15 protein-coding genes are annotated in these 20,695 nt (G+C 60.3%); 3 read left to right on the top strand and 12 right to left on the bottom strand.

All coding sequences use genetic code 11. The annotated features are described in order from the left end of the window. Nucleotides 1-296: 296 nt before the first annotated feature. Nucleotides 297-2,090, top strand: coding sequence for a type I secretion system permease/ATPase (locus tag AC0L3N_RS28300; RefSeq protein WP_473550800.1), 1,794 nt, complete (start codon nucleotides 297-299; stop codon nucleotides 2,088-2,090). A 118-nt stretch (nucleotides 2,091-2,208) separates the two neighbouring features. Continuing rightward, complete coding sequence (locus tag AC0L3N_RS28295) at nucleotides 2,209-3,609, top strand: HlyD family type I secretion periplasmic adaptor subunit (RefSeq protein WP_473550798.1); 1,401 nt, start codon at nucleotides 2,209-2,211, stop codon at nucleotides 3,607-3,609. Between the two features lie 212 nt (nucleotides 3,610-3,821). Here AC0L3N_RS28295 and AC0L3N_RS28290 read toward each other — a convergent pair whose 3' ends face one another. From AC0L3N_RS28290 to AC0L3N_RS28265, 6 genes are all read right to left on the bottom strand, one after another. Continuing rightward, nucleotides 3,822-4,061 (bottom strand): hypothetical protein, encoded by a 240-nt coding sequence (locus AC0L3N_RS28290; protein ID WP_473550797.1) that lies wholly within the window; start codon nucleotides 4,059-4,061, stop codon nucleotides 3,822-3,824. A gap of 115 nt (nucleotides 4,062-4,176) precedes the next feature. Then, a complete protein-coding gene (locus AC0L3N_RS28285) occupies nucleotides 4,177-5,175 on the bottom strand; it encodes a nucleotidyltransferase family protein (RefSeq protein ID WP_473550796.1) in 999 nt (332 codons plus the stop codon). Beyond that, complete coding sequence (locus AC0L3N_RS28280) at nucleotides 5,172-6,344, bottom strand: PqqD family peptide modification chaperone (RefSeq protein WP_473550794.1); 1,173 nt, start codon at nucleotides 6,342-6,344, stop codon at nucleotides 5,172-5,174. The genes AC0L3N_RS28285 and AC0L3N_RS28280 overlap by 4 nt, the downstream gene beginning before the upstream one ends. A gap of 450 nt (nucleotides 6,345-6,794) precedes the next feature. After that, nucleotides 6,795-8,234, bottom strand: coding sequence for an exopolysaccharide biosynthesis polyprenyl glycosylphosphotransferase (locus AC0L3N_RS28275; protein ID WP_473550793.1), 1,440 nt, complete (start codon nucleotides 8,232-8,234; stop codon nucleotides 6,795-6,797). 439 nt (nucleotides 8,235-8,673) lie between these two features. Continuing rightward, entirely contained in the window at nucleotides 8,674-9,834 is a 1,161-nt protein-coding gene (locus tag AC0L3N_RS28270) for a glycosyltransferase (RefSeq protein WP_473550791.1), read from the bottom strand. 34 nt (nucleotides 9,835-9,868) lie between these two features. Then, entirely contained in the window at nucleotides 9,869-11,527 is a 1,659-nt protein-coding gene (locus AC0L3N_RS28265) for a GMC family oxidoreductase (RefSeq protein ID WP_473550790.1), read from the bottom strand. 341 nt (nucleotides 11,528-11,868) lie between these two features. Between AC0L3N_RS28265 and AC0L3N_RS28260 the strand changes: the two genes are divergently transcribed. Then, nucleotides 11,869-12,960, top strand: coding sequence for a hypothetical protein (locus AC0L3N_RS28260; protein ID WP_473550788.1), 1,092 nt, complete (start codon nucleotides 11,869-11,871; stop codon nucleotides 12,958-12,960). A 36-nt stretch (nucleotides 12,961-12,996) separates the two neighbouring features. On the opposite strand, the gene AC0L3N_RS28255 is transcribed toward AC0L3N_RS28260, so the two are convergent. The 6 genes from AC0L3N_RS28255 to AC0L3N_RS28230 all read right to left on the bottom strand — a co-directional run bounded on the left by AC0L3N_RS28255 (nucleotide 12,997) and on the right by AC0L3N_RS28230 (nucleotide 20,691). Next, nucleotides 12,997-13,401 (bottom strand): recombinase family protein, encoded by a 405-nt coding sequence (locus AC0L3N_RS28255; protein WP_473550787.1) that lies wholly within the window; start codon nucleotides 13,399-13,401, stop codon nucleotides 12,997-12,999. Beyond that, entirely contained in the window at nucleotides 13,398-14,603 is a 1,206-nt protein-coding gene (locus tag AC0L3N_RS28250; RefSeq protein WP_473550786.1) for a glycosyltransferase family 4 protein, read from the bottom strand. The genes AC0L3N_RS28255 and AC0L3N_RS28250 overlap by 4 nt, the downstream gene beginning before the upstream one ends. Before the next feature lie 244 nt (nucleotides 14,604-14,847). Then, the gene (locus AC0L3N_RS28245; RefSeq protein WP_473550784.1) at nucleotides 14,848-16,146 is read right to left on the bottom strand and encodes a glycosyltransferase family 4 protein; all 1,299 of its coding nucleotides are present in this window, start codon (nucleotides 16,144-16,146) and stop codon (nucleotides 14,848-14,850) included. Beyond that, complete coding sequence (locus tag AC0L3N_RS28240; RefSeq protein ID WP_473550783.1) at nucleotides 16,052-17,350, bottom strand: polysaccharide biosynthesis/export family protein; 1,299 nt, start codon at nucleotides 17,348-17,350, stop codon at nucleotides 16,052-16,054. Before AC0L3N_RS28240 ends, AC0L3N_RS28245 begins: the two co-directional genes overlap by 95 nt. Nucleotides 17,351-17,659: 309 nt before the next feature. Beyond that, nucleotides 17,660-18,970, bottom strand: a complete 1,311-nt coding sequence (locus AC0L3N_RS28235; protein WP_473550782.1) for an O-antigen ligase family protein — start codon at nucleotides 18,968-18,970, stop codon at nucleotides 17,660-17,662. Continuing rightward, a complete protein-coding gene (locus AC0L3N_RS28230) occupies nucleotides 18,967-20,691 on the bottom strand; it encodes a Wzz/FepE/Etk N-terminal domain-containing protein (RefSeq protein WP_473550780.1) in 1,725 nt (574 codons plus the stop codon). Before AC0L3N_RS28230 ends, AC0L3N_RS28235 begins: the two co-directional genes overlap by 4 nt. Between the last annotated feature and the right edge of the window lie 4 nt (nucleotides 20,692-20,695).

Raw genomic sequence — 20,695 nt, 5'->3', positions numbered from 1 at the left:
CCGGGGGCCCCCCCCCCCCCCCCCCACCCAAACTCCCAAAACTCGATTCCGGGTGTGGTGGGGGGGGCGGGCGGGGGGGCGGGGGGGGCGGGGGGGGGGGGGGCGCCCCCCCCCCCCCACTTCAGCACGGTGAGATGGGGCAGGGCTCGCGCTCGGACCAACTCGGCGGGTGGTTCCGTCGGGGGATTTTTGCATGAGACCTCGCCTGCCCTGCCGCCTTCCTCTCTCGTGAACAGAGGCCTGAAGATGGCCAGGTTAGAGCGCCCTGCGACCGCTTCACTGGATTCGGATAATAGATGACAAATTTCTCCTTGCACGTGCCCTCGCCGCTGGCGGTGGCCTTGCGCAATATCCGTCCGGGCCTCTGCGCGGCCGGCGGGCTCTCGCTCTTCATCAATCTTCTCATGTTCGTGTCTCCGCTCTACACGATGCAAATTTATGATCGCGTCCTAACGAGCCGTAATGCCGTCACGCTCGTCATTATTTCGGTGATCGTGGGCGTGTTGCTGATGACCTATGGGGCCCTCGAACATTATCGGGCTCGTATCCTCCAGCAGGCTGGCGTGCGGTTCGATCGGCTCTTGTCCGGTCCCGCCTTCGAGGCGGCGCTTTCCTCGGCGCTGCGTGCCCGCGGATCGAATCATGCACAGACCCTGCGCGATCTCGACCTCATGCGCGACATTCTTTCGGGCGGCGTCATCATGGCGCTGATGGACGCGCCCTGGGCTCCGATCTACATCGTGATCTGCTTCCTACTTCACCCGTTGATCGGCCTTGTGGCCCTCGTCGGCGCGTTGGCGATAGTGACGATCGCACTCGTAAATGAGCGAGCGACGAAGGGCTTGCTCTTGCGAGCCTCGCTCACGAACACTCGCGCGATCGACAGGCTGGGCTCCTCGCTGCGCAATGCAGAGGCAATTCGGGGGCTCGGGATGGGGCCCGCTATCCGGTCATGGTGCACCGGAATCCGCGAGGAAGCGCTAGGTTACTCCGTCAGCGCGGGCGAGCGCGGCGGCACACTTCTTGCGTTGTCCAAGTTTCTGCGCATGGCCATTCAAACGGCCATGATGGGCATCGGTGCGTACCTGGCTATTAACCAGGAAATCTCCGGGGGCGTCCTGTTTGCGGCGTCGCTTATCATGGGTCGGGCACTTGCCCCGATTGAGATCATGGTGGCGCAATGGAAAAGTATCGTGTCCGCGCGCAGCGCCCATGCGCGCCTGGAACGCATATTCGAGGAGAACCCGCCCATTGCAGGACGCGTGCGTCTGCCTGACGTCAGGGGTACGGTTTCCGTCGAGAACCTTTTCGTCCTCGCCCCCGGTACGAACACGCCGGTCGTCATGGGCGCGACGTTCACGCTGAAGGCGGGAGAGGTCGTCGCCCTCGTCGGGTCATCGGGCTCGGGCAAATCCTCGCTCGCGCGTGCGCTTGTGGGTGCGTGGCCGCCGGCGCAAGGATGCGTGCGACTCGATGGCAACGATTTGCGCCATTACGATCCGGACCAACTCGGCACCGCGCTCGGCTACCTGCCCCAGGATATTGAGCTGTTCTCCGGTTGCGTGCGCGACAACATTGCGCGCTTCCGAGCTGACGCGGCCGATGCGCAGGTGACCGAGGCGGCAACACACGCCTCTGCGCACGAGATGATCCAGCGCCTCCCCAACGGGTATATGACCGACATCGGGGAGGATGGAGTCGGACTGTCGGGTGGGCAGCGGCAGCGGGTCGGTCTCGCGCGCGCCCTGTTTGGCAAGCCGAGCTTCGTCGTGCTCGATGAGCCTGATGCCAATTTGGACAGCGATGGCAATCGCGCACTGATCCGGGCAATCGAAGGGTTGCGGAGAGACGGAAAGACCGTTGTGATCGTGACCCACAGGCCGAACCTCCTGTCGGCGGTGGATCGAATGATCATCATGCAGGAAGGACGAATAGCGCAGATGGGCAGTCGTGACCAGTTGCTGCCGTCGCTCGTCGGCCCGAACGTAGCGCCGGCACCGCGGCGGCCCGTCTGGGATGGAGGGCGCGCCGGACCGCCGGCGTCAGATCCAGCGCACTCTCTCCTCCGCCGGACACGCGTCGATGCATAACGAGTCGAAACCAATGATAATGCCTGACACCTCGAAAAGGACTGCAATCATAGCACGGGTTCGCGGGCTCCCGACGCGGACGGCCCGCTCGACTCCTGCCTCCGCTTGTACAAGCGCGGTGGGGCCGACACTTTCCGCGCTCTTGCGTGCAGGACGGGTGAGTCGAGCTAGCTTCCCGCAGATTTTCGCGCCGTTAGATTTTGCCGGCTCAGACCACAAGCCGGCGCACGCAAACCTCTCCGGCGACTGGCGCAAGCCCGCGCGGATGGGCTTTGGCATCGTCGTGCTGACCTTCGGCATCCTCGGCGGGTGGGCCTCTCTGGCCAGCCTCGACAGCGCGGTGGTCGCTTCGGGTACAGTTGTGGTCGAAACCGACCGCAAGGCGGTTCAGCACCTTGCGGGCGGTATCGTGCGTGATATTCTCGTCTCGCCCAACGCACATGTGACCGAGGGTCAGGTGCTCGTGCGTCTTGATCTCACCGAGGCGCAGGCGCAGGGCGAAATCGCGAGGTCCGCCGTCTTCTCGCTGCTTGCCGAGCAGGCACGGCTGCAGGCGGAACTGGACGGAGCCGAAATGGTCACTTTCCCGCGCGAACTCACGCTAGGGAACGCCCCCCTGGCCCAGCGCGCGATGGAAGACCAGTTGCGACTGTTCAACAAGCGCCGCTTGGCCCGTACGAACGAGATTCCCATCTTGCAGGAGCGCATCGCCCAGTCCGAACGGAAGATCGAGGCCGTGCAATCCCAAAGCGAGGCTGTCCGTTTGCAGATCGAAAGTATCACAGAAGAGCACGACATGCTGGCGCCCTTAGCCCATAAAGGCATCATTCTGGGCACGCGGCTGACCGCGCTCAAACGGCAGCAGGCCGATCTCCAAGGTCAGCTTGGTGCCTTCCTTGCCGGAATAGCGGGCGAGCGCCACACTATCGGCGAGGCGCGACTCCAGATCGAGCAAGTCGGGCGCGAGGCCATCGAAGAGGTCTCGGCACAGTTTGCCGAGACCAGTGCCAAGCTCGCCGACGCCGGCGAAAAGCTGCACGTTGCAGATGACGTGCTCAACCGCACCGAAATACGCGCACCGCGGTCCGGGCGCGTTGTCGGCTTAAAGGTACACACGATAGGAGCCGTGGTTCGCCCCGGCGAAACCTTGATGGAGATCGTCCCTGATGACGACACTCTGATCGTCTCAGCGAAGATGTCGCCGGTCGACATCAACAATGTTGCCGAGGGCCTTCCTGCCGAGATCCGACTGCCTTCGTTCAAGGCTCGCTCGACGCCGGTCGCGATCGGCGAGGTGCAGACCGTTGCCGCGGACGCGCTCCATGACGAAGTAACTCGTGAGCCCTACTACGAGTTGAAAGTTTCCGTGCAGGTCTCTCAGTTCCCCGAACAGGTCCGCGAGAAACTTAGGCCCGGCATGCCGGCGGAGGTGATCGTTGCTACCGGCGAGCGGACCGTGCTGTCCTACTTGACGCAACCGCTGACGGACGCGTTCCGTCTCGGCATGCGCGAAAACTGAGCCTTTGCCGGGCTGCTGCCATCCCTGCGATCGACCCTTCCTGAGACAGGATCAGGGTAGACCGCAGAGACGCGGCAATTATGGCAGGATCGATGACCGCTGGCGCAAAGATCGGGCCAAGCGCGCTTCCGTTTCCACGGCCGCCTCCAACCGATTCAGGCGTTCCGGACTACGCGTCATCTATGGTCGGCCAGAACGACCAAAGGAACATTCTAGCGCTTGCGGCCAGGAGGACCAGAATGGATGCCTTTCTTGCTGCCCCATCCATGTCCGGGACGTGCGCCATGCGATGCGGCAATAGCTTGCGAGTTCAAGCTCGTGCCAAGCAACAGAGCAATGGATGGAGGTGTTACAACAGCAAAACGCCCGGCATTCTTTAGAAATTCACGACGTGCCTGTTCTTCCGGGACAAGTTTATCTGTCCTTCCTTTGGAATATTTCCCGCTCTTCATCAAACGTACTCCAGCCAGCGCGACAACTCTAACCACACAATCTATCATATGCGACTCGTGAAGACAACGCGCCATCAAGGCGCCATCAAGATACAATTCAGGAAATTAAGTATTACTACACTTTTGACCCAAGATCGCCGTCAAGGAGGATGCTAGTGGCGCGGCGTCCAAAGTCGAGCGGACTCCGTCGGCCCAAGCCATCGCCATGTAGGAGTCGCCACATACCCCACAGCGAATTGCCGACCAGGCGCAATGGAACGCCGAGGACGGGATGGTACAAGGGGAAGACACGCCGCCAGTGTTGAAAGCGAACCAATGGGCGCCGCACATATTGCGCCGGTGCTCTGACGCCAAAGAAGTGACTCAATGCCAGGAGTTGAGTATCGAACGCGTTCCGCGCGCTCTGGTCGGGCAAGGATGTTCGGAGCACCGCCCAATCCAGCTTATGCTGTTCCGCCAGCCGTGCCAGATCATAAAGGTGGCGAAAGTCGGTCCTTCCGCGCCAGTAGTCCGCCTCCTTGATGAGATCATGCATGATCCAGTGGAGGGCCCGCGACTGTGGGGCGGGGATTTTCGCCCTAAGGCCGTGACGGCGGGCAAGCCTCGGGGACTCGTCAATCTCCCGGTACGGCCGGAGCTCCAGGAGACCGACGTCTTGCGGGCGCGCCATGCCACCTGCGACCGCCACTTCGGCATAGCCAAGCTTGGCAAGGCAAGCCCGGGCAGCCCCTTCTTTGGCCGTTTCCACAGCCAAGTCGAGATCGTTCATGATCCTGTCGGGAACCCTGCCGCTCGACGAAAGGAACAAGGGAACGGCCCCTTTGAGCAGGACCGGAACGACGCCCCCCTGATTGAGGGCAGCAACGGCTTCATTCAGCTGCCTGCGCAAGCGCAAATTGCGTTCCCGGTTGCAGCGGTAAATGAACTGAAGATACTGGCCCACGTCTTCGGGGAGCCGGTCAAGCTGGCCCGTGTGCGCAAGAGTGGCGAACAAGACGGGCGTAAGCAGAGTGTGGTTGGCGAGTGCAATTACCGCCTGCCAGTCGGCCGTTACCACCAGGCGGCCGCTAAGTCCCGCGATCAGGGCCTCGAGCGCATCCCTGGTGGGCTTCATCGGCACGCCTCCTTCAGCAGTTCCAACGCGTCATCCAATTTGGCATAGGTCAGGCAAAAGCCCTGTGCCGATCGGATGACTTGGCAAAGAACGTCGAACGCGGTGCTGCTTAGCTCTTTATTCCGCGCAAAGGCGCCGTTCAGCAAGCCACCCAGGATGTCGGTCGGGTCAATCACCCGCAGGGAAGGTTTGGCATCCTGCGTCCGACAGAGCAAGACCACCCAGCCCACGGGCCGGGGAACGGGAGGGACATGATCCTTAGGCACAAGAAAGCGCACGCGCCTGCGATCGGGGCGCCGGTAAACCGGAGACCTGCCGAGTTCGGGGAAATGTTGTCCGAGAATGGACCATGATCCCGATTTGACTGCAGGCGCAAAAGCAAGGCCGATACCGTGTCCGGCCGAGTCGAGAAGCGTCACATCGTCTGCCGCGAAGCCAAACCCCGCGTGGACCAGCGCCAAGGTCAGCGTCGTCTTGCCCGAGCCGGGGTTACCACAAAGGAGGAGCGTGCGGCCGTTCTTGAAAAGCGCCGCCGCATGGAGGGCGAGTTCATATTCACTGTGCCCAAGCACTTCGGCCAGCAGTTGCCCTTTGACCATAATGGGTATCTCGTCTCGACCACAGGAATCAGTCCAGTGGCCATCCCGGAACAGGTGGATCCGCTCCCTACGCTCAACGAGATGGAATAGAACGTCGACGGCCCTGTTTCGAACTTCGAGATGCTGAAATACGGTCGCGGCCGGAAAGGCGACGGCCGCCGGATACAGTATGCGCACACACACGCCTGGAACAGCAACGACCTGGCAGATATATTGATGAGCTGCGGTTGGGCACGGCGGTGGAGCAGGCTGGATTAGGCCGAGCCGTTCCCAGTCTTGAAGGGCAGCCTCGACATAGCCATTGGCCTCTTGCCTATCAACGCCACGGGCTGCCATCTCGCCCAAGATAGCCTCGACCGGCACGCCTTCTTCAAGCGAGCGCCAGATATCAGCCGCAGTGTCATTGAGCGCAAAAACTACCCCCTGCGTTGAACTGAGCAGGATATTTTGCCCTTTGATGCATGCAAGCCGCCCTTGGGGAACTAACCTCGCCGTAGCATACTCGACAAGGGGAGGCCCCGCAGTTCGGTCAGTGGTTCGGGTTTGTTGCGGACTCACAGAAGCCGTCATCCTCGTTTGTCTGGGCGTGGAGATCGTTCGATTCAAGTGGAACCCACGACCAGAGAGACACGATCTTCGTCAATCGCTCAAGTTATAGCATTCCTCTCCGCTCCCATAGCGGTACCTTGCCAACGCCGTTGCCGTGCGGCCACTTTTGCTTGAAGTCGCAGGTTATGCATTGAGCGGTCGCTGTGTTTCGCACTGATCATCGCTTGCATTCAGATGTTCTGTAACAGCTGTTCTGTAACAGTGCCTTTGGTAGTAGAGCCGCACATCTCATGGTGTCGAGCCTCCCAAAGTGGTATTCAACTGATAGCGTCGAAGAAGAGGTTCGCTCTTTCCGAGTGAGGTGTCGCTTGGCAGTTAATTGATGGGGTCGTCTGCCAGCCGCCACTTCTTGCAAATCAATCACTTGCCACACAAAATCGCCTCCAGCGGCCTCGGACCGGCAAAGTTGGGCTAGAAGGCGTTTCGCCCCGTCCAGATGCGGGGGATGGTCAGAAGCAGGATCTTTACGTCGAGCCAGACCGACCAGTTGTTGACGTACCACATATCGTGTTCGACACGCTTGATCATCATGTAGACATGCGGCGTCGCGCCGCGGCAGCCATTTATTTGTGCCCAGCCGGTGATCCCCGGCTTCACCTTGTGCCGAGCCGGATAGAGAGAAATGATCTGGCTGTATTCGCTGTCATGCGCCAGCGCGTGCGGCCGCGGGCCTATCAACGACATGTCGCCCTTCAGCACGTTCCACAGCTGCGGAATCTCGTCGATACTGAACCTTCTCAATATGCGCCCAACGCGGGTGACGCGGGGATCGCCCCTGCAGGCTTGAGGGACAACAGGCCCGTCCTCCAGGATCGTCATCGTTCGGAACTTATAGATCTTGAACGTGCGGCCATTGAACCCGGCCCGACGCTGACAGAAGAGCACCGGCCTCCCGGATTCGAGCGCAATCAGCCCCGCTACAACGGCCAGAGGGGGCAGAAGAAATGGAAGGGCGGCAGTGGTCAGCACAAGGTCGAAGAGCCGCTTCGTAAGCAGCTGAGGCGTCGTTAGGGGCGCGCGTTGCAGTTCTATCGCCCTCGTCCCCCCCAGGTTGACGACAGGTCGCTTCAAGAGCGCGCTAACGACGTGGTCTGGAAGGAGCCTTACGGGTACCGGAACCACGCAAAGGTGAGCCGTGATTTTCTCAATCAGGGATATGTCAGCCCAACTGATAGCAAGGACTATCTCGTCGACAGAACGCCGACGCACATGTTCAATAAGCTTATCCATACACTCAAGGAGCGAGCCCTCGCTGGATGCCGCCGGCAATGTAATCGTTTGGCAGACCTCGCATCCGGAAGCCTCGATTGCCTGGACTACGCCACTTGGCACGCGCACGTCCGATTGCGTTACGATCACTACTTGCGGTTTGGCAAGCATGTCCGACCTGGTCAATGAGGCAAACAGTCGTCCGGCGCCCAAGCGCACGAAGATGATGCCGCCAAGTCCCGTCACGAAGAACAGCATGACGGCTTGGCGCGAAAACATATCTCCCACCTTGAGTGCAAGCGCCACAACCGACAGGCAAAGAAAGACCGCCGTCCAGATAAGCACGACCTCCTTGATCTGAGAGGCCAGCGACCGCGGCTCGGAACTCAGATATGGGCCGCGCGCATATGCGGAAGTCGAAAAAAGGGCGGCTACAACAACACCGAGCCCGAAGTTCCGGCCGTACTCGCCGAAATGTCCGAAACTCACAAGATCATATACCATTCCCGAGACGATGCTGAGCAGCACGACGGACATTGCCTCGAGAAGCGGAAACGACTGCAGAAGAACATTGCCCTTGACGTTCCACCGCGGTGCGTTTGACGTGGCGCCCGCACGGGGGCCTTCATGAAGAAGTGCCATGATGTTCACCTGCGTTCAAAGCCGCATCCATCCACCATGTCGTGACGACCGCCCCCTCCTCGGCTGAAAACCGCCGAAATGCCCAGCGTGACTGCATCCGCCGCCCGCGGTCATTGCCCCTTCACGCGAAGTTCGATTGCCGTGGCTGCGGTAGCACTCGGTTCTTGGAGTTGAGAGAATGGCAGCGACACTGTGCGAATCCAATTCGGCATAAGCTCTAACCCCAAAGGGCAGCGCCGGCGGACACACGACCTTTCCTTGCCCGCTTCCAACGCCTGTTAGCCCTTCGGAGTGCCTCGAAATGAAATGCTCGCGCCAGAACTGGAGCGGCGGACGCTCCGACGGAAGCAACCGGTTCGGAGCTGCCGCTCTTTCTCTTTGTTTGAGCACCGTTTGAGCATCGAACCCGAAACCGGTTCCCACCTTCAGGCCTGATCGTCTAGGCGAGCGCCATTGCACCGGCGGCGATCCGTCGCAGCTGGAACTTGCGAAGGTGGAGTCGCTGGAGCGGCTCCATGCCGATCGTGGCAAGGATGTGCTCCCAACGGTAAACCCAATCGTGCCTCTCTAGGCAACGGACCGCGCTTGTCCGGCGCAACAATTCTGTGCGGCGGGGGTTTGCGTCGAGTTCGCCAATTACGTCTGCGATACTGCTCGAGTCTGGTGATACCTCGATCACCGCGTCTGGCCAGTCAAAGTGCTCGCTGAATTCGACGCATTGCGGCGCGGTCCCAAGCATGACGGCGCCGCCCGCGGCCCCTTCGAAGAAACGGGCAGGCAGCACCTGCTCGCCGGCAACCGTGACGGACTTGGAGTTTGCAAGTGCCGCAGGACTGAAAGCCATGAAGTAGCGCGTGCGCCTGATGATATTGGCGAGCAGCAACCGATGCTCATGCCAGTCCCTGACCCGGGAATCTGTGCTTGCGAGCGTGTCGTAGAGATAGAAGAAGTCCCGCTCTTCGGCCAGCTTCAGAAGCTGTCCGTGTATCTTCGCGGCTCGGTTGCCGATCGAGTATACGTCGATCACGCGTTTGACCGGCGACAGGTACGGCGTTGCAATGAGGCCGTCGACAGCCGTGGCAAGAAAGGAACAGGGCGTGCGGGTGTATTGAGGCAGGCGCGGTATGCACGCGCTGTGCAACAGGAACACGTGGTCGAACTGGTCCAGGAGCTTCAGATATTGGCGGTCCTCTTCGAGCGTGCTCGACCAGAGTTCGAACAGATACGCGACAGCAACCTTGCAGCGGCCGCGCCAGTCGTGGATCCGAGACAATTCAACAAGACTTTGCGGGCTCCAAGCGACGAAGAAGAAAAGGTCATATTCTTGGGTGAGCCGAACATGCTCCATGGTTGGTGCGTTCCTCAAGCCTAGCCCTTTGCGAATCGCGCTCGTCAGTCTGTTGAAGTCACGCTGGACGTTGTGAGGGTCGTGCTTTGGCAACATGGCGTGAAAGTGTCTCGTCAGGTAGTTGTCGATGCCGGGGGCGATCAGATCGGCATCCTCGCATTCGGCAACGATGCGGCAAAACTCATACGCCAACGCAAAGTGAGCCCGGTCCTTCGCATTGAATTCAGAGGCAACCAGTGTACGTCTCTTCAAGGAATTCTCCCGGCAGTTGTCGTTCGACTTTCAACTATTCGGCCGCCGCAGGTTGGCCCGGCGCATGGTGCTCCAGTGCCGGGAGGGGTTGCCGACCCAGGATCATGTCTGCTGCCTTTTCCGCGATCATAAAGACAGCGGCCGAAGTGTTGGCCGAGGGAACGGAGGGCATGATGGAAGCATCAACGACCCGCAGGCCCTTGAGGCCGTGGACGCGCAACTGGTGGTCCACGACAGATTCAACACTGTCGGATGGGCCCATCCGGCACGATCCGCACAAATGATAGGCGGTCAGCCCGATTTCGCGGGCAAACTGCAGCCGGTCGGCGTCGTCCGTTATTTTCGGGCCGGGAAGCTCTTCCGTGCAGTTGTAGCGCCTGAGCTCGGGGGCCCGAAACAGCTGCTGCACAGTCTTCATGCCGTTGATAACGACCTGTCGGTCCTGATCATCGGCGAGATAGTTGGGCTGGATGAGCGGAGCTTGAAACGGATCTGCCGAGACCGCCCGAACATGTCCGATGCTCTTCGGCCGCAACTGATAGTAGCCAAGCTTGATGACCGGAAACCGCCGCGCGCCGTGATCGGTATAATTGCCCAGGGCAAGGTCAAGCTGGATATCCGGGGTGGAGTGAAGATCCCGCGAGTTGGCGAACCCGTAGACGAGCGACGGGCTGACGGCGAGAAAGTTCGGGCGGCCCAGCATCCATTTCGCTGCCTCGCGCAGGAGGGCGACGCCGTTTCCGCTGACCGTTTCGATGCCCTCCACCCGGGCGATCAGGTGGACGATGTAATGGTCCTGAACATTTGCACCGACACCGGGCAATTCGTGCACGACCGGAATTCCAAGGCCGGAGAGCATACTCGCAGCACCGACGCCTGACAGCTGCAGCAGCTTTGGTGAGTTCGCCGCGCCAGCGGAGAGGATTACCTCCCGACGGGCCTTCACACAGCTCGTGGGATGACCCGGCCCTCCTCGTGCATATCGAACGCCGATGGCACGCTTTCCCTCGAACAGGACGGCAGTGGCCTGCGCGTTCGTGCGGACGTCCAAGTTCTTCTTTCTGGCGATCGGCCGTAGGAAGGCCCGCGCTGCGCTCACGCGCCATCCGTTGTCGATATAGCGCTGATAGTAGCCCACGCCGGCCTGGCTTGCTGAATTGTAGTCGGGATTACGCGGGATACCGGCATTGAGCGCGGCCTCGATGAATGCATCACATAGTGGATGTCGCCAATCGCAGTCTGTAACTGGAAGCAGTCCGTCCGTCCCGCGGTAGAAGGGATCGCATGCCCCAAGCCTTCGCTCGGTTCTCTTGAAATAGGGCAGCACGTCGGCGTAGCCCCAGCCTCGATTGCCCTGGAGGGCCCACTCGTCGAAGTCCGCAGCCGCGCCGCGGTTGTAGTTCATGCCGTTAATTGCGGTCGAACCGCCTAGTGTCTTGCCCTGCGACATCGGAATAGAACGGTTGGCCGTCCCTGGACTAGGCTCCGTTTCGAACTGCCAGGCATATTTCGGATTCGAGGATGTCTTGTAGAGTCCCGCCGGAATGTGCAGAAGGATGCTGCTGTCGGCCGGCCCCGCCTCGAGCAGGCAGACCGTATTGGTCCCGTCAGCCGCCAGACGATTGGCCAAGACGCAGCCTCCCGCCCCGGCTCCGACGATCACATAGTCAAAGACGTCCGCTTCAACCGACATCGCCTCGCGCTCCGCTTATTGCCAGCTTCGGAGAATGGCAGGGAATCCGGCAGATGGCACTTTGCCCATCGGAATTAAGCCTTATGAAGGGCTTTCGCGGCGGGCGGAATGGAGAGATGGTGTGCGGAGTACTGTGCGGGCATAAGCCTGCCGCCGATGTGCATTCTTCGGGAACCTGCGCCGCTGGCGCACAGGGGAAATGGGGATGCCTGACGACAACCTAGCCGAAGAAGCCGCCTTGCCGAGAGGTTGGGTTTATCTGCATCTCGTTGGCCACCTCGACGTCTCCGCACAAGCCGAGTCGACGTTTAGCACCCGAACTGGGCGGGCTGATAGATTCCATGTCGCGCGGCCGGCAGTCTCTTGAATCCCCGCGCCTTAACCGGCGCCGTCTCCTTGCCGGGCTGCTGGCGCTGCCTGCCTCGAGTGTCGTCGGTGCAGCGGTGCATCCGGCCCAGGGGGGATCGGGCGGAAAATGGTTCGGGGGTGCCGTCTCCTTTCTGCGTCCAAGCGGACCCGTGCTCACGCGTGCGGATGGGCAGATCATTGAAAATCTTGACATTTATGCCCCCCATGACAACGGGATCACGGCACTCCATCAGGGCGTCATCGTCCGCAGCTGCCGCATTCGTCATGCCATGGGCAGCGGGATATACGCCCGGGGAGCCGCCGGAATACGCTTGCAGGATCTCGAGATCGATCATGTCGGCGTTCCCCCCTCGGGGACCGGACCAAGCCAGAACCGCAACAACATAGAGCTGAAAAGCTGCCCCGATGCGATCATCATCCGTGTCAAGGCGTCCCGCGGCTCCTCCAATATCTATGTTTTCGACTGTCCAGGCACCCAGATGAGCTTCCTCGAACTCCACGACGCGCGCGGGCCGTTCCCCCGTGGACAGAATGTGCAGTTCAACCGCTCTCCGGATACGAGCCTGGAAGAATTCTCGGCCGAGAACGGTCCCACCTCCTGGACCGAGGACAATATTTCCGCCTTTCACTCGGATCGCTGTACAATTCGACGTGGACTCGTCTTCTACAACAACAGCCCCACGGGCGCTGGCGTCATGTTGGAGGGAAGCTTCAATTGCCGGGTCGATGACGTCGATGCCGTTCAACAGGGCAACGGCGCCTTCTCGGCCGTTCCGCAGGGTAAGATCGGCAGTGGCGGTTGCTCGTTCAACCGCTGCCGGAGCCGGGACACCTACAATGAGCCCCGGGACGGCAGGGACGCCCCGACATCCAACGGCCTGTCGTTCCATACCCGGATATCAGAAGGCGCTGAAAAGCACAGTGTTAGGGACTGCTGCGTCTACGCGCTCGCCAATCCCCGCAACATCATCTGGCAAAGGGCGGCCGTGCATGCCGGTTGGTCCATCGAGCGCAAGGCATTTGATCCCAGACCGCCATTGCGGCTTGCCTTCAACTGGCAGTGAGAGAGTGCGCGCTGGTGCGTCGAATCCGACGAGGCCCTATCGATGACGACGCCAAAAGAGAAGCAGGTCTGACAGCATTGACCGCGACGGGGACATCCCAAGCGTCCAGAGAGGCGCTGATGCAAGAATCATGCGTCCCGTCGTCGTGCTCGTATCGATAGGTGTGTCGACGATGCGAAGACCGACATCCTTGGTGCCAAGCCTTTCGATGAGCGCCAGCACTTCGCGGGTTGTGCGCGCAACACGGTACGGCTTCGTGACCGCAATCACGTCTCCTTTCCTGGCACATGCGATCGCCCTCTCCAGCTCCGGCGTCGAACCGAATATGCTGGTCTTCTCGCAGAAGAAGTTCTCGGCTCCCAAGCGGGCAAGATAAAGCTTTTGCGCCTCCAGCCTGGCAGCGGGTTCGAAGGTGTTGATACGACAGTAGCCGATGATCATCGCATTCCCCAACCGTAAGAAGCTTTCAGGGAATGGGATGCAAGGGGCCGGACAAGCCGCTGACGATCTGCGAGCCGCGGTTCGTCAGTCCCTTTGTCTTCCTCCCCCTTCACCGAGATTCCGATGTTGGACCGCAATCCGGAGGGGTTCGCGAGCTCCAGATATTGCTTTGCAACACTGTGAGCATCGAACTGTCTAACCCTCTCGCGGGCACCCGCCGACAAACGCGACCAAAGGTCATCATCGTCCAGCACCGCCTTTAGCGTTGCGGCCATCGCCTCGGGCTGTGGTTCGACCACTGCCCCATTCACGCCATCCGTGAGGAGATCCCGGCTGAGCCTTGAAGTCCCGACGATGGGTGTGCCGCTGGCGATCGCCTCCATCACCGTTGCTGAGGCGACAGGAACCGTATAGCGCGTGGGGAAAGCGGCGACGCGAACGCGGCTGTGTAGCTCACGAACGCGTGCTCCCTCTGCCATACCGAGAAGGACTACGTGCCGCCTTATCGGTTCAGGAAGAGCATCGACCCCCTCCCGCACCGGTCTTGTGATGTCACCCGTCACGTAGAGCCGTACGGAAGGGTCGTTGAGGGCGCCGAATGCCCGGATCGTCGCCTCCGGCACCTTGTAGGGCGAGGTGCCGGCATGGAGGATTGCCCGCTCGCGCTCTGCCAGCCCACGAGACGCATATGACTGGCGATCGATGCATTTGGGAATTTTCAGGATTTGGTCCCTTGGCAGGCCAAGATCTCGCACCAGTTCCTCCTGAAGCTCGGTCGTGGAGGCGACGACGTAGTGGCAGCGCCGCATGCTCGCGCGTCGAATGGCTCGCCATGCTGCCGCAAGCGCCCCTTTCCGTCTCTCGAGATCGTGAACGATCTGGACGATCGTGCCACGCAGCGGTAGCGGCACCGTCTCGCTGTGGATGACAAGGTCCGGCCGGAACCGATTGATGATACCGATCGCCCGCAGCCATGCCGCGACTGAGGCCGGTCCGGTCAAAGGCGTGCGGCTCAATCCGATTATCGGCAACTCGAGGCGAGGCGAAAGAAGTCGCTGAAATTTTGCGGGGCTTTCGAAGGTGCCGACCACGATCTGCACCTGGTGCCCCAGTTCGAGCAACGCCTGGGCAAGTGCCACAATGAAGATGCTCACACCATCAGGTGAATCCAAAGGTTCGCGCCGGGTCAAGACAATGCGCATTCGATCAAACTGTCACAATAGGTGCCTGCGGGCGGCCGCAGCCTCCCGTTGCACCGTGTTTCAGCAATGGAAGCAAAAGAGGACCTCTCCGAAGTATGCGAGGCGGCAGGATAGATCCTCGGGGCAATCGATAAACGAAAAATGGGGAGTACCCCGGCCCGCACTGCGCTCGTTGACGCTTGAAGCTTGGTCTGCCCTATGGGCAGCCCTGGTCGGTTCCTGCCGGCGCATGTTCCGGCCCACCTCACGACACCGCCGCGAAGGCCCGGATCGGGCGCCTGACCAGGGGTTCATAGATGGCCATCAGCCGATTGAAGTTTGCTTCGGGCGTGTACTGCTCCTGATAGGCGGCATAGGCCCGGCCTGCCACTTCCTCCAAGGCAGATCGGTTTGAAAGCGCCCAGCGCACCTGATCGGCCAACGCGCCGGCATTGCCGACAGGAACGACAAGGCCGGTGACGTCTGGCTCCACGACCCCTTTGATCCACGGCAGATCCGAGCAGATGACGGGCAGCCGGCTTGCGAAGGCCTCGATGACTGTCATGGGAAACAATTCATACCCTTTCGACGGAAAGAGCAGGAATGCTGCAGCCTGCATCTCCTTCAGCACCGTCTCGCGCGACTGACGCCCGAGATATTCCACGCGCTCGCACGCAGATTGCTCGACAAGCGGAGCCAACGGCCCGTCGCCGATGATCCGCAGCGGATAGTCGATCTCCTTCCACGCCTCGAGCAGCGTGGCCACTCCCTTGTGGTGCTCATCCAGTCGTCCGACGAACAGCCCTCCATTGCGACGAAGGTCACCGAAGATCGGCGGCCTGGCAACAGCGTTGGGCTTGACGACGATGCGTTCGGCCGGCAGGCCGCCTTCCACAAGCTTGCGCCTGGCCCAGTCGGTGAGGGCAATGAAGCGCTCGACCTTGCGGGACCAGGTGCCGGCTCTCTTGTGAAACTCGACCATTGCGGCAAGGGCGAGCGTGCCCGCCAGGGAATTCCTGTAGACCTTCTTCGGAACAGTCCACCAGCAGGCGTGGCGGAGACTTCGCTCCCGAAGCCTCTCATCGGGATAAAGCAAGGCACTGGGACAGAGGATCCTGAAATTGTGCAAGGTCATTACTGATGGCACGCCGGCCTGACGGCACGCGTCCAGGATGGAGGGGCTCAGGAGAGGAAAGAAATTGTGGATATGGACGACATCCGGTGAAAATTCCGCCAATTTTCGGGACAGTGCCCGCCGTGAATGAGAGTTGTAGACAACTCCCAGGGCGGTAGAAATCTTCCGCGCGACCCGCACGATATCGTCATTCGTGGCGGAGAACAGCTCGACCTCGACCCCATTCTGCTTGAGGCACGCGAGCTCCTCCCGAACCACGCTGTCCTCTCCGGCCCTTATCTGGTAGAAATTATGAACCATTAAGACGCGCATCGCAGTCCGCCCCGTCCGAATCTCAATTCGGCATCCCGGACGCCCGTGGCGACGACGCGACGGCTCCGGAAAAGTCGACCTTTGGCAGAACGACCTCCACAACGTCGCCGGGCGCAAGCCCGAGATCTTCGCTGCCGGGGAGCGTCTCGGCGCCCTGCTCTCGCTTTCTATGGACTGTTATCTCGGGCCGACCCGCGGCTATCAGCAAGGTGGATTGCGCTTGACCTGTAAGCGCCAGCTTCTGCGCGGTACCCTCAAGACGCGCCGAGATCTGGGCCAGATTCATATAGGCCTCCTGTAGCTCTCCCAAGGCCGCGATTTGTCGTTCACTGTCGATCTTGTTCATCTGTCTGACATATTCGCCACGCTGGCGCTCGATGTTCGATGCCTGGACGATCGTATCGAGCAGTTGGGTTGATGACATAAGCACCGCTCGACGGGCTTCAGACAGGCGCGTGGTCGGCGCCAGGCCCTTCTGAAACAGCGTCCTGACGCTCTCGTAATCGTCGGCGTCGGCCTGGCTTCCCTCTTCGTCCTTCTTCTTCTTTTCAGACAGGAGCCCCAGTTGCAGGTTAGTCTCCTCGACAGCACGTCGCAGAAGCTCCTTGTCCTTTTCACTGTCTGACAGACGAGCTTCGATATGCGCTGTTGCCGTTTGCTTCAATCGTTCGGCGAGCGCCTCAGGCACCGGCACGTTCTTGACATGTTCGACTTCTTCGCCGAGTTCGGTGCGAAGGCGCCAAATGCGAGCCTGTTCCGTTGCGAATTGCGCCCATAGGGCTTTGTACTCGGAACGGAAATCGGCCGCTTCCATGAGCGGATTGGCGATGCGAACCTGGGCAGCGCTGTAGCCACCCGCAACCGCCACAGCCTGTCGGACGGTCATACCCGGCCGGAAGATGTACTCTCCCGGCCTGGCCACATCACCATAAACATAGATGGGCCGGTATTCGGCAAGCGAAACGAAGACCTGGTCGGTCTGGATCAGGTGCGTTACTTCATGGCCGTCCGCGGTCCCCCGCTGATACTGCTTGCTGGCGAGACTGCCAGCGATTATTTCCTGCGCTTGTTGAATGGAAAGGCCGCTGACTTGAACCGCTCCAACCAGCGCCAAGTTCACTTCGCCGTCCACTCCGATCAGCAATCGCTGCCTGAAATCCGGAATACCAGGGACCGATACTTCCAGCGTATCTCCGGGCTGTAGCGTGTAGTCGGCAAGTGCCGCTGTCGGAATCAGAGCGATGGCGCCAGCGAACGAAGCGAGGCGGGTCGAAGCCATGGTCATCGACAGCGCCGACAACAAGGATCTCAACAGCTTCATGGGTTCCCCCAACGGGTTGCCCCCGTATCTCTCTACGGGCGACTTAGCACGGGTTTCTCCGGCGCGGGCGAACCTGCGCAGTGGATGGCCCTATGCTACCAGAGGAGGCATAGCCGAGGCCGAGGCAAAATGGCTGGCTCGCTGGCTCTTTCGAGGCACTCCTCATGGAAGCGGCACGGCGCCGCCGCATGAGCGGGCACATCAGCGGACGGCTCTCCTGCTCCTGCCGCGCCAAAATCGGTACAACGCGATCCCCTTCTACCGAGACCGATAGCCCGCCGATGTCGAGTGGGCCGCATCCATGTTCCGTCAGATGTATGAACAAGCGCAATGCTGCGTTCGACCCGGTTCAACTGGAGCGGGTTCCACAGCCAAGGCCGGAACGCTGGCGCGAAGTGCAATCAAATAGCCGTATGAGAAACCAATTCCCACAACCTGTACAGGGCTCTCCAGGACTGGATTGACGAACATGGCGAGGAAAATCGTGATGAAGACTGTGGACGCATGATTGCGAACACCGCGTGGCAGTCGATTTGGCGGGAAGGCCACCAAAATGGCAGATACGATCAAAATGAAACCAATGACCCCCGTCCGCAATATGGCTTGAAAGAACGAATTGTGAATTCCTGTCGAGAGTATCTCAAGCATTTTGGCATGCGTAATATTCCTGGTGTCGGGAAGAAAGGTAATATCCTCGAACCCGGGAAACTCATATCGCCATCGGACCGATTCCTTCCCAAATCCGATGCCAAATCCGTATGTATCCGCAAGGGATGCGAGTGCGTCCGAAATGAACTCGAGTCGGATCCCGGCGTTCGGGTCCAGAGCAAAGGTTTGAGGTATGAAGTTCAGCCCGACGGCATAGGCCGAAGTCAGTGCGGTCGCCAGAGCTGCGGCCATCAACCGGCCGGGCACGCCAATTAGAATGACGATCATCGTGACCGCGAGCACCTTGAACTGAGCCAAGGGGCTGGCGAGGGCTATTCCCAATAAGAGCAAAATGCCGCCGTATCGGCGCCAGTCGTTCGTCAGAAAAATACCGCCTGCAATGAAAAACGCGGCAATGACCATGTTATTGATCAGCGAACCATAAAGAATCGGTATCGTGGCTTGCGGAGATGCACCCTGATATTGCACGTCCTGCTGAAACATCACCGCCGGCGCGACAACGAGAGACAGGAACAGGAAAACGGGTGCACCAAAAAAGGCATTGCCGCTCATCAGCCTGCGGCGGAAATAAGCCTTGGATGCCCATGCGACGGCGAAGAATCCTACAATCGGGACGATTTGCCTTATGACTGCTTCTTGAAGGAAGTGAACCTGCCAGGAATCCGGCATCAGCCCGTATCTGGACAGCAGGGCAATGAAGAGGCAGAAGGCGGTGTAGACCGCCAGCAGACGAGGCGGCACCGTCTGCCGCAGCACGGCATAGGCCAGACAGACACCGACCGGGATCACTATGAAGAAAGGGCCAAGCAGGCGCAGGGATATTGCGAGGGCGCAGGCCAGCCAAATGCCGGAGAGAAAGAGGGTGTAGTCGAGCACGTCAGGGGAATTGCTGCAAACGAGGTCGACCGGCTTTGAACCCATCCTGCGTGACAATGTCGCTGGCGAGGTCATGGCCTGTATTCCCGGTTAGGACTGAAAGCCGCACGGTTGATCCTGGTCAAAATTACTGCTGAGAGTTTCTCTGCAGGGATGATGCGCAGGATCCCCTCGACGTGGTCCGCGAAAGTGCGGTGTGCCTTCAGCACCAGGAGGATCTCGCTGATGACGCCCATGGCCGCTTCCAGATCAGCGGTGCGGTCGGTGCTGTGAAAATCAACCACTATACAACTGTATTCTTGCTGCAGATGCTGGAGTGCAGCGGAGATGGAGAGCGAGGCATTCAAGTCGGAGATTGACCCCGTGGGCCTGAGAACCAGAACTTCCAGCCCTTCCTGATCCGCGGGAATGGTGGCAAACGCCCTGGCGAGCTTGCGACCTGGCTCCGCGTTCAGCATTGGCTGGTCCATTGATGGCTTTTGCCAATTGGCATCAACGAGCAGTGTCTTTTGCCCGGTCGCCGCAATGACCCTTGCGAGATGAACCGCCACCGTGGAGCTTCCGGACTTGCCGAGGGGTGAAGCAACGCCGATTACAAATCCGCCTTGGCGGCCCTGAACTCCGCGCATCCGGGTGGCAATCTTGCTCAGCGAGCTGTGAAGCTCGGGAGCGTCCTTTGAGTAGACGGGCTGCAAAGACTGCTCGCATGGCCCCACGACATTCCACCTGCGGCGGGGAATTCTGGGGATCCCTACAATCCGATCGAGGCCGGTCGACCTGTGCACATCCTCGACCGTCATCAGGCGGTGGTTCATTGCTTGCCTGATCAATGCATGACCAACGCCGGCAACCCCACCGGCTATAGCGGAGAGCGCTACCATCAGGACCGTTGGCGGCCAACTGCGTTGGCGAGGCGGTTCGGCCGCGGTGATGACCCTTGCGCTCGGGATCAGCGACGAGGCGCTAAAATCAGAGTGGGTCCGCTGCAGAAGGGCATTGTAAAGCGAGCGATAAACCTCGGCCGCGCTCTGCTGCTCGCGGAAAAGGACTCTTGCCCTCTCCGCAGATTCAGGGTCCGATGGGAGTTTCTTCGGTGATTCGGTCACAAAAGCCTTTTCCCGAAGTTCCGCCAGCCGCTTGTGCAGATCAGATGTTTCTTCCGCGCGAGCCGCCTGCCGGCGTTCGCGCTGACTTCCGATGTAACCGCCGGCGATCGCGTTCGCGAGCATGGCCGAGAACTGAGGATCGGAAGAGGTGACCCCGATCTCGACGGCGCGGGAGGAACCCAGCTGATGAACGGAAAACGCGCGCCTCACAAGGACCATCGCCTCATGCCGAATATTTGGCTCCGCCGTCGGCGGCTCGGTGCCGAAGAGAGACGCCAATTGGCTCCGCACATAGCTGGAGATCCGCGCGCGCAAGCTGTCATCCATCACAAACTCTTCGTCTTCCGCTAAGCCAGTGTGGTCAACAACGCGTCCGACGACCTCGTCCGACTGAATGACCTGTATCTGGCTCTCTACATAGACCCGCTCATCTGCCTCAGCTTCGCCCGGTTGCGAAGCGGGCGGAGATGAAAGGAGGATCGTCGCATAGGCGGTGTAATATCCAGGCGAAAGGACCGCATATGCGCCGCCGACACCAAGGCTCACAACCATCCAGAGGAGGCAAAGGCGCCAACTGCTTCGAACAAATCTCAAGATGTCTTTCGCGGTCAGCTCGTCGCGATCCTTGGGGGGGATCGGCTGGTGAGGCGACCCGGAGGGCTGAACGACAAAGTGATCAGTGGCGAACATACAT

The sequence above is a fragment of the Mesorhizobium sp. WSM4807 genome (assembly GCF_055811615.1).
The sequence above is the reverse complement of the archived record's forward strand: the minus strand, read 5'-3'. Positions and strand labels throughout refer to the sequence as shown.

What these genes read in the sequence shown, in the direction of transcription:
- AC0L3N_RS28260 (WP_473550788.1), top strand. Translation starts at nt 11,869, where the DNA reads ATGTCGCGCGGCCGGCAGTCTCTTGAATCCCCGCGCCTTAACCGGCGC.
- AC0L3N_RS28300 (WP_473550800.1), top strand. Translation starts at nt 297, where the DNA reads ATGACAAATTTCTCCTTGCACGTGCCCTCGCCGCTGGCGGTGGCCTTG.
- AC0L3N_RS28235 (WP_473550782.1), bottom strand. Translation starts at nt 18,970, where the DNA reads ATGACCTCGCCAGCGACATTGTCACGCAGGATGGGTTCAAAGCCGGTC.
- AC0L3N_RS28250 (WP_473550786.1), bottom strand. Translation starts at nt 14,603, where the DNA reads ATGCGCATTGTCTTGACCCGGCGCGAACCTTTGGATTCACCTGATGGT.
- AC0L3N_RS28275 (WP_473550793.1), bottom strand. Translation starts at nt 8,234, where the DNA reads ATGGCACTTCTTCATGAAGGCCCCCGTGCGGGCGCCACGTCAAACGCA.
- AC0L3N_RS28255 (WP_473550787.1), bottom strand. Translation starts at nt 13,401, where the DNA reads ATGATCATCGGCTACTGTCGTATCAACACCTTCGAACCCGCTGCCAGG.
- AC0L3N_RS28280 (WP_473550794.1), bottom strand. Translation starts at nt 6,344, where the DNA reads ATGACGGCTTCTGTGAGTCCGCAACAAACCCGAACCACTGACCGAACT.
- AC0L3N_RS28265 (WP_473550790.1), bottom strand. Translation starts at nt 11,527, where the DNA reads ATGTCGGTTGAAGCGGACGTCTTTGACTATGTGATCGTCGGAGCCGGG.
- AC0L3N_RS28230 (WP_473550780.1), bottom strand. Translation starts at nt 20,691, where the DNA reads ATGTTCGCCACTGATCACTTTGTCGTTCAGCCCTCCGGGTCGCCTCAC.
- AC0L3N_RS28290 (WP_473550797.1), bottom strand. Translation starts at nt 4,061, where the DNA reads ATGAAGAGCGGGAAATATTCCAAAGGAAGGACAGATAAACTTGTCCCG.
- AC0L3N_RS28240 (WP_473550783.1), bottom strand. Translation starts at nt 17,350, where the DNA reads ATGAAGCTGTTGAGATCCTTGTTGTCGGCGCTGTCGATGACCATGGCT.
- AC0L3N_RS28285 (WP_473550796.1), bottom strand. Translation starts at nt 5,175, where the DNA reads ATGAAGCCCACCAGGGATGCGCTCGAGGCCCTGATCGCGGGACTTAGC.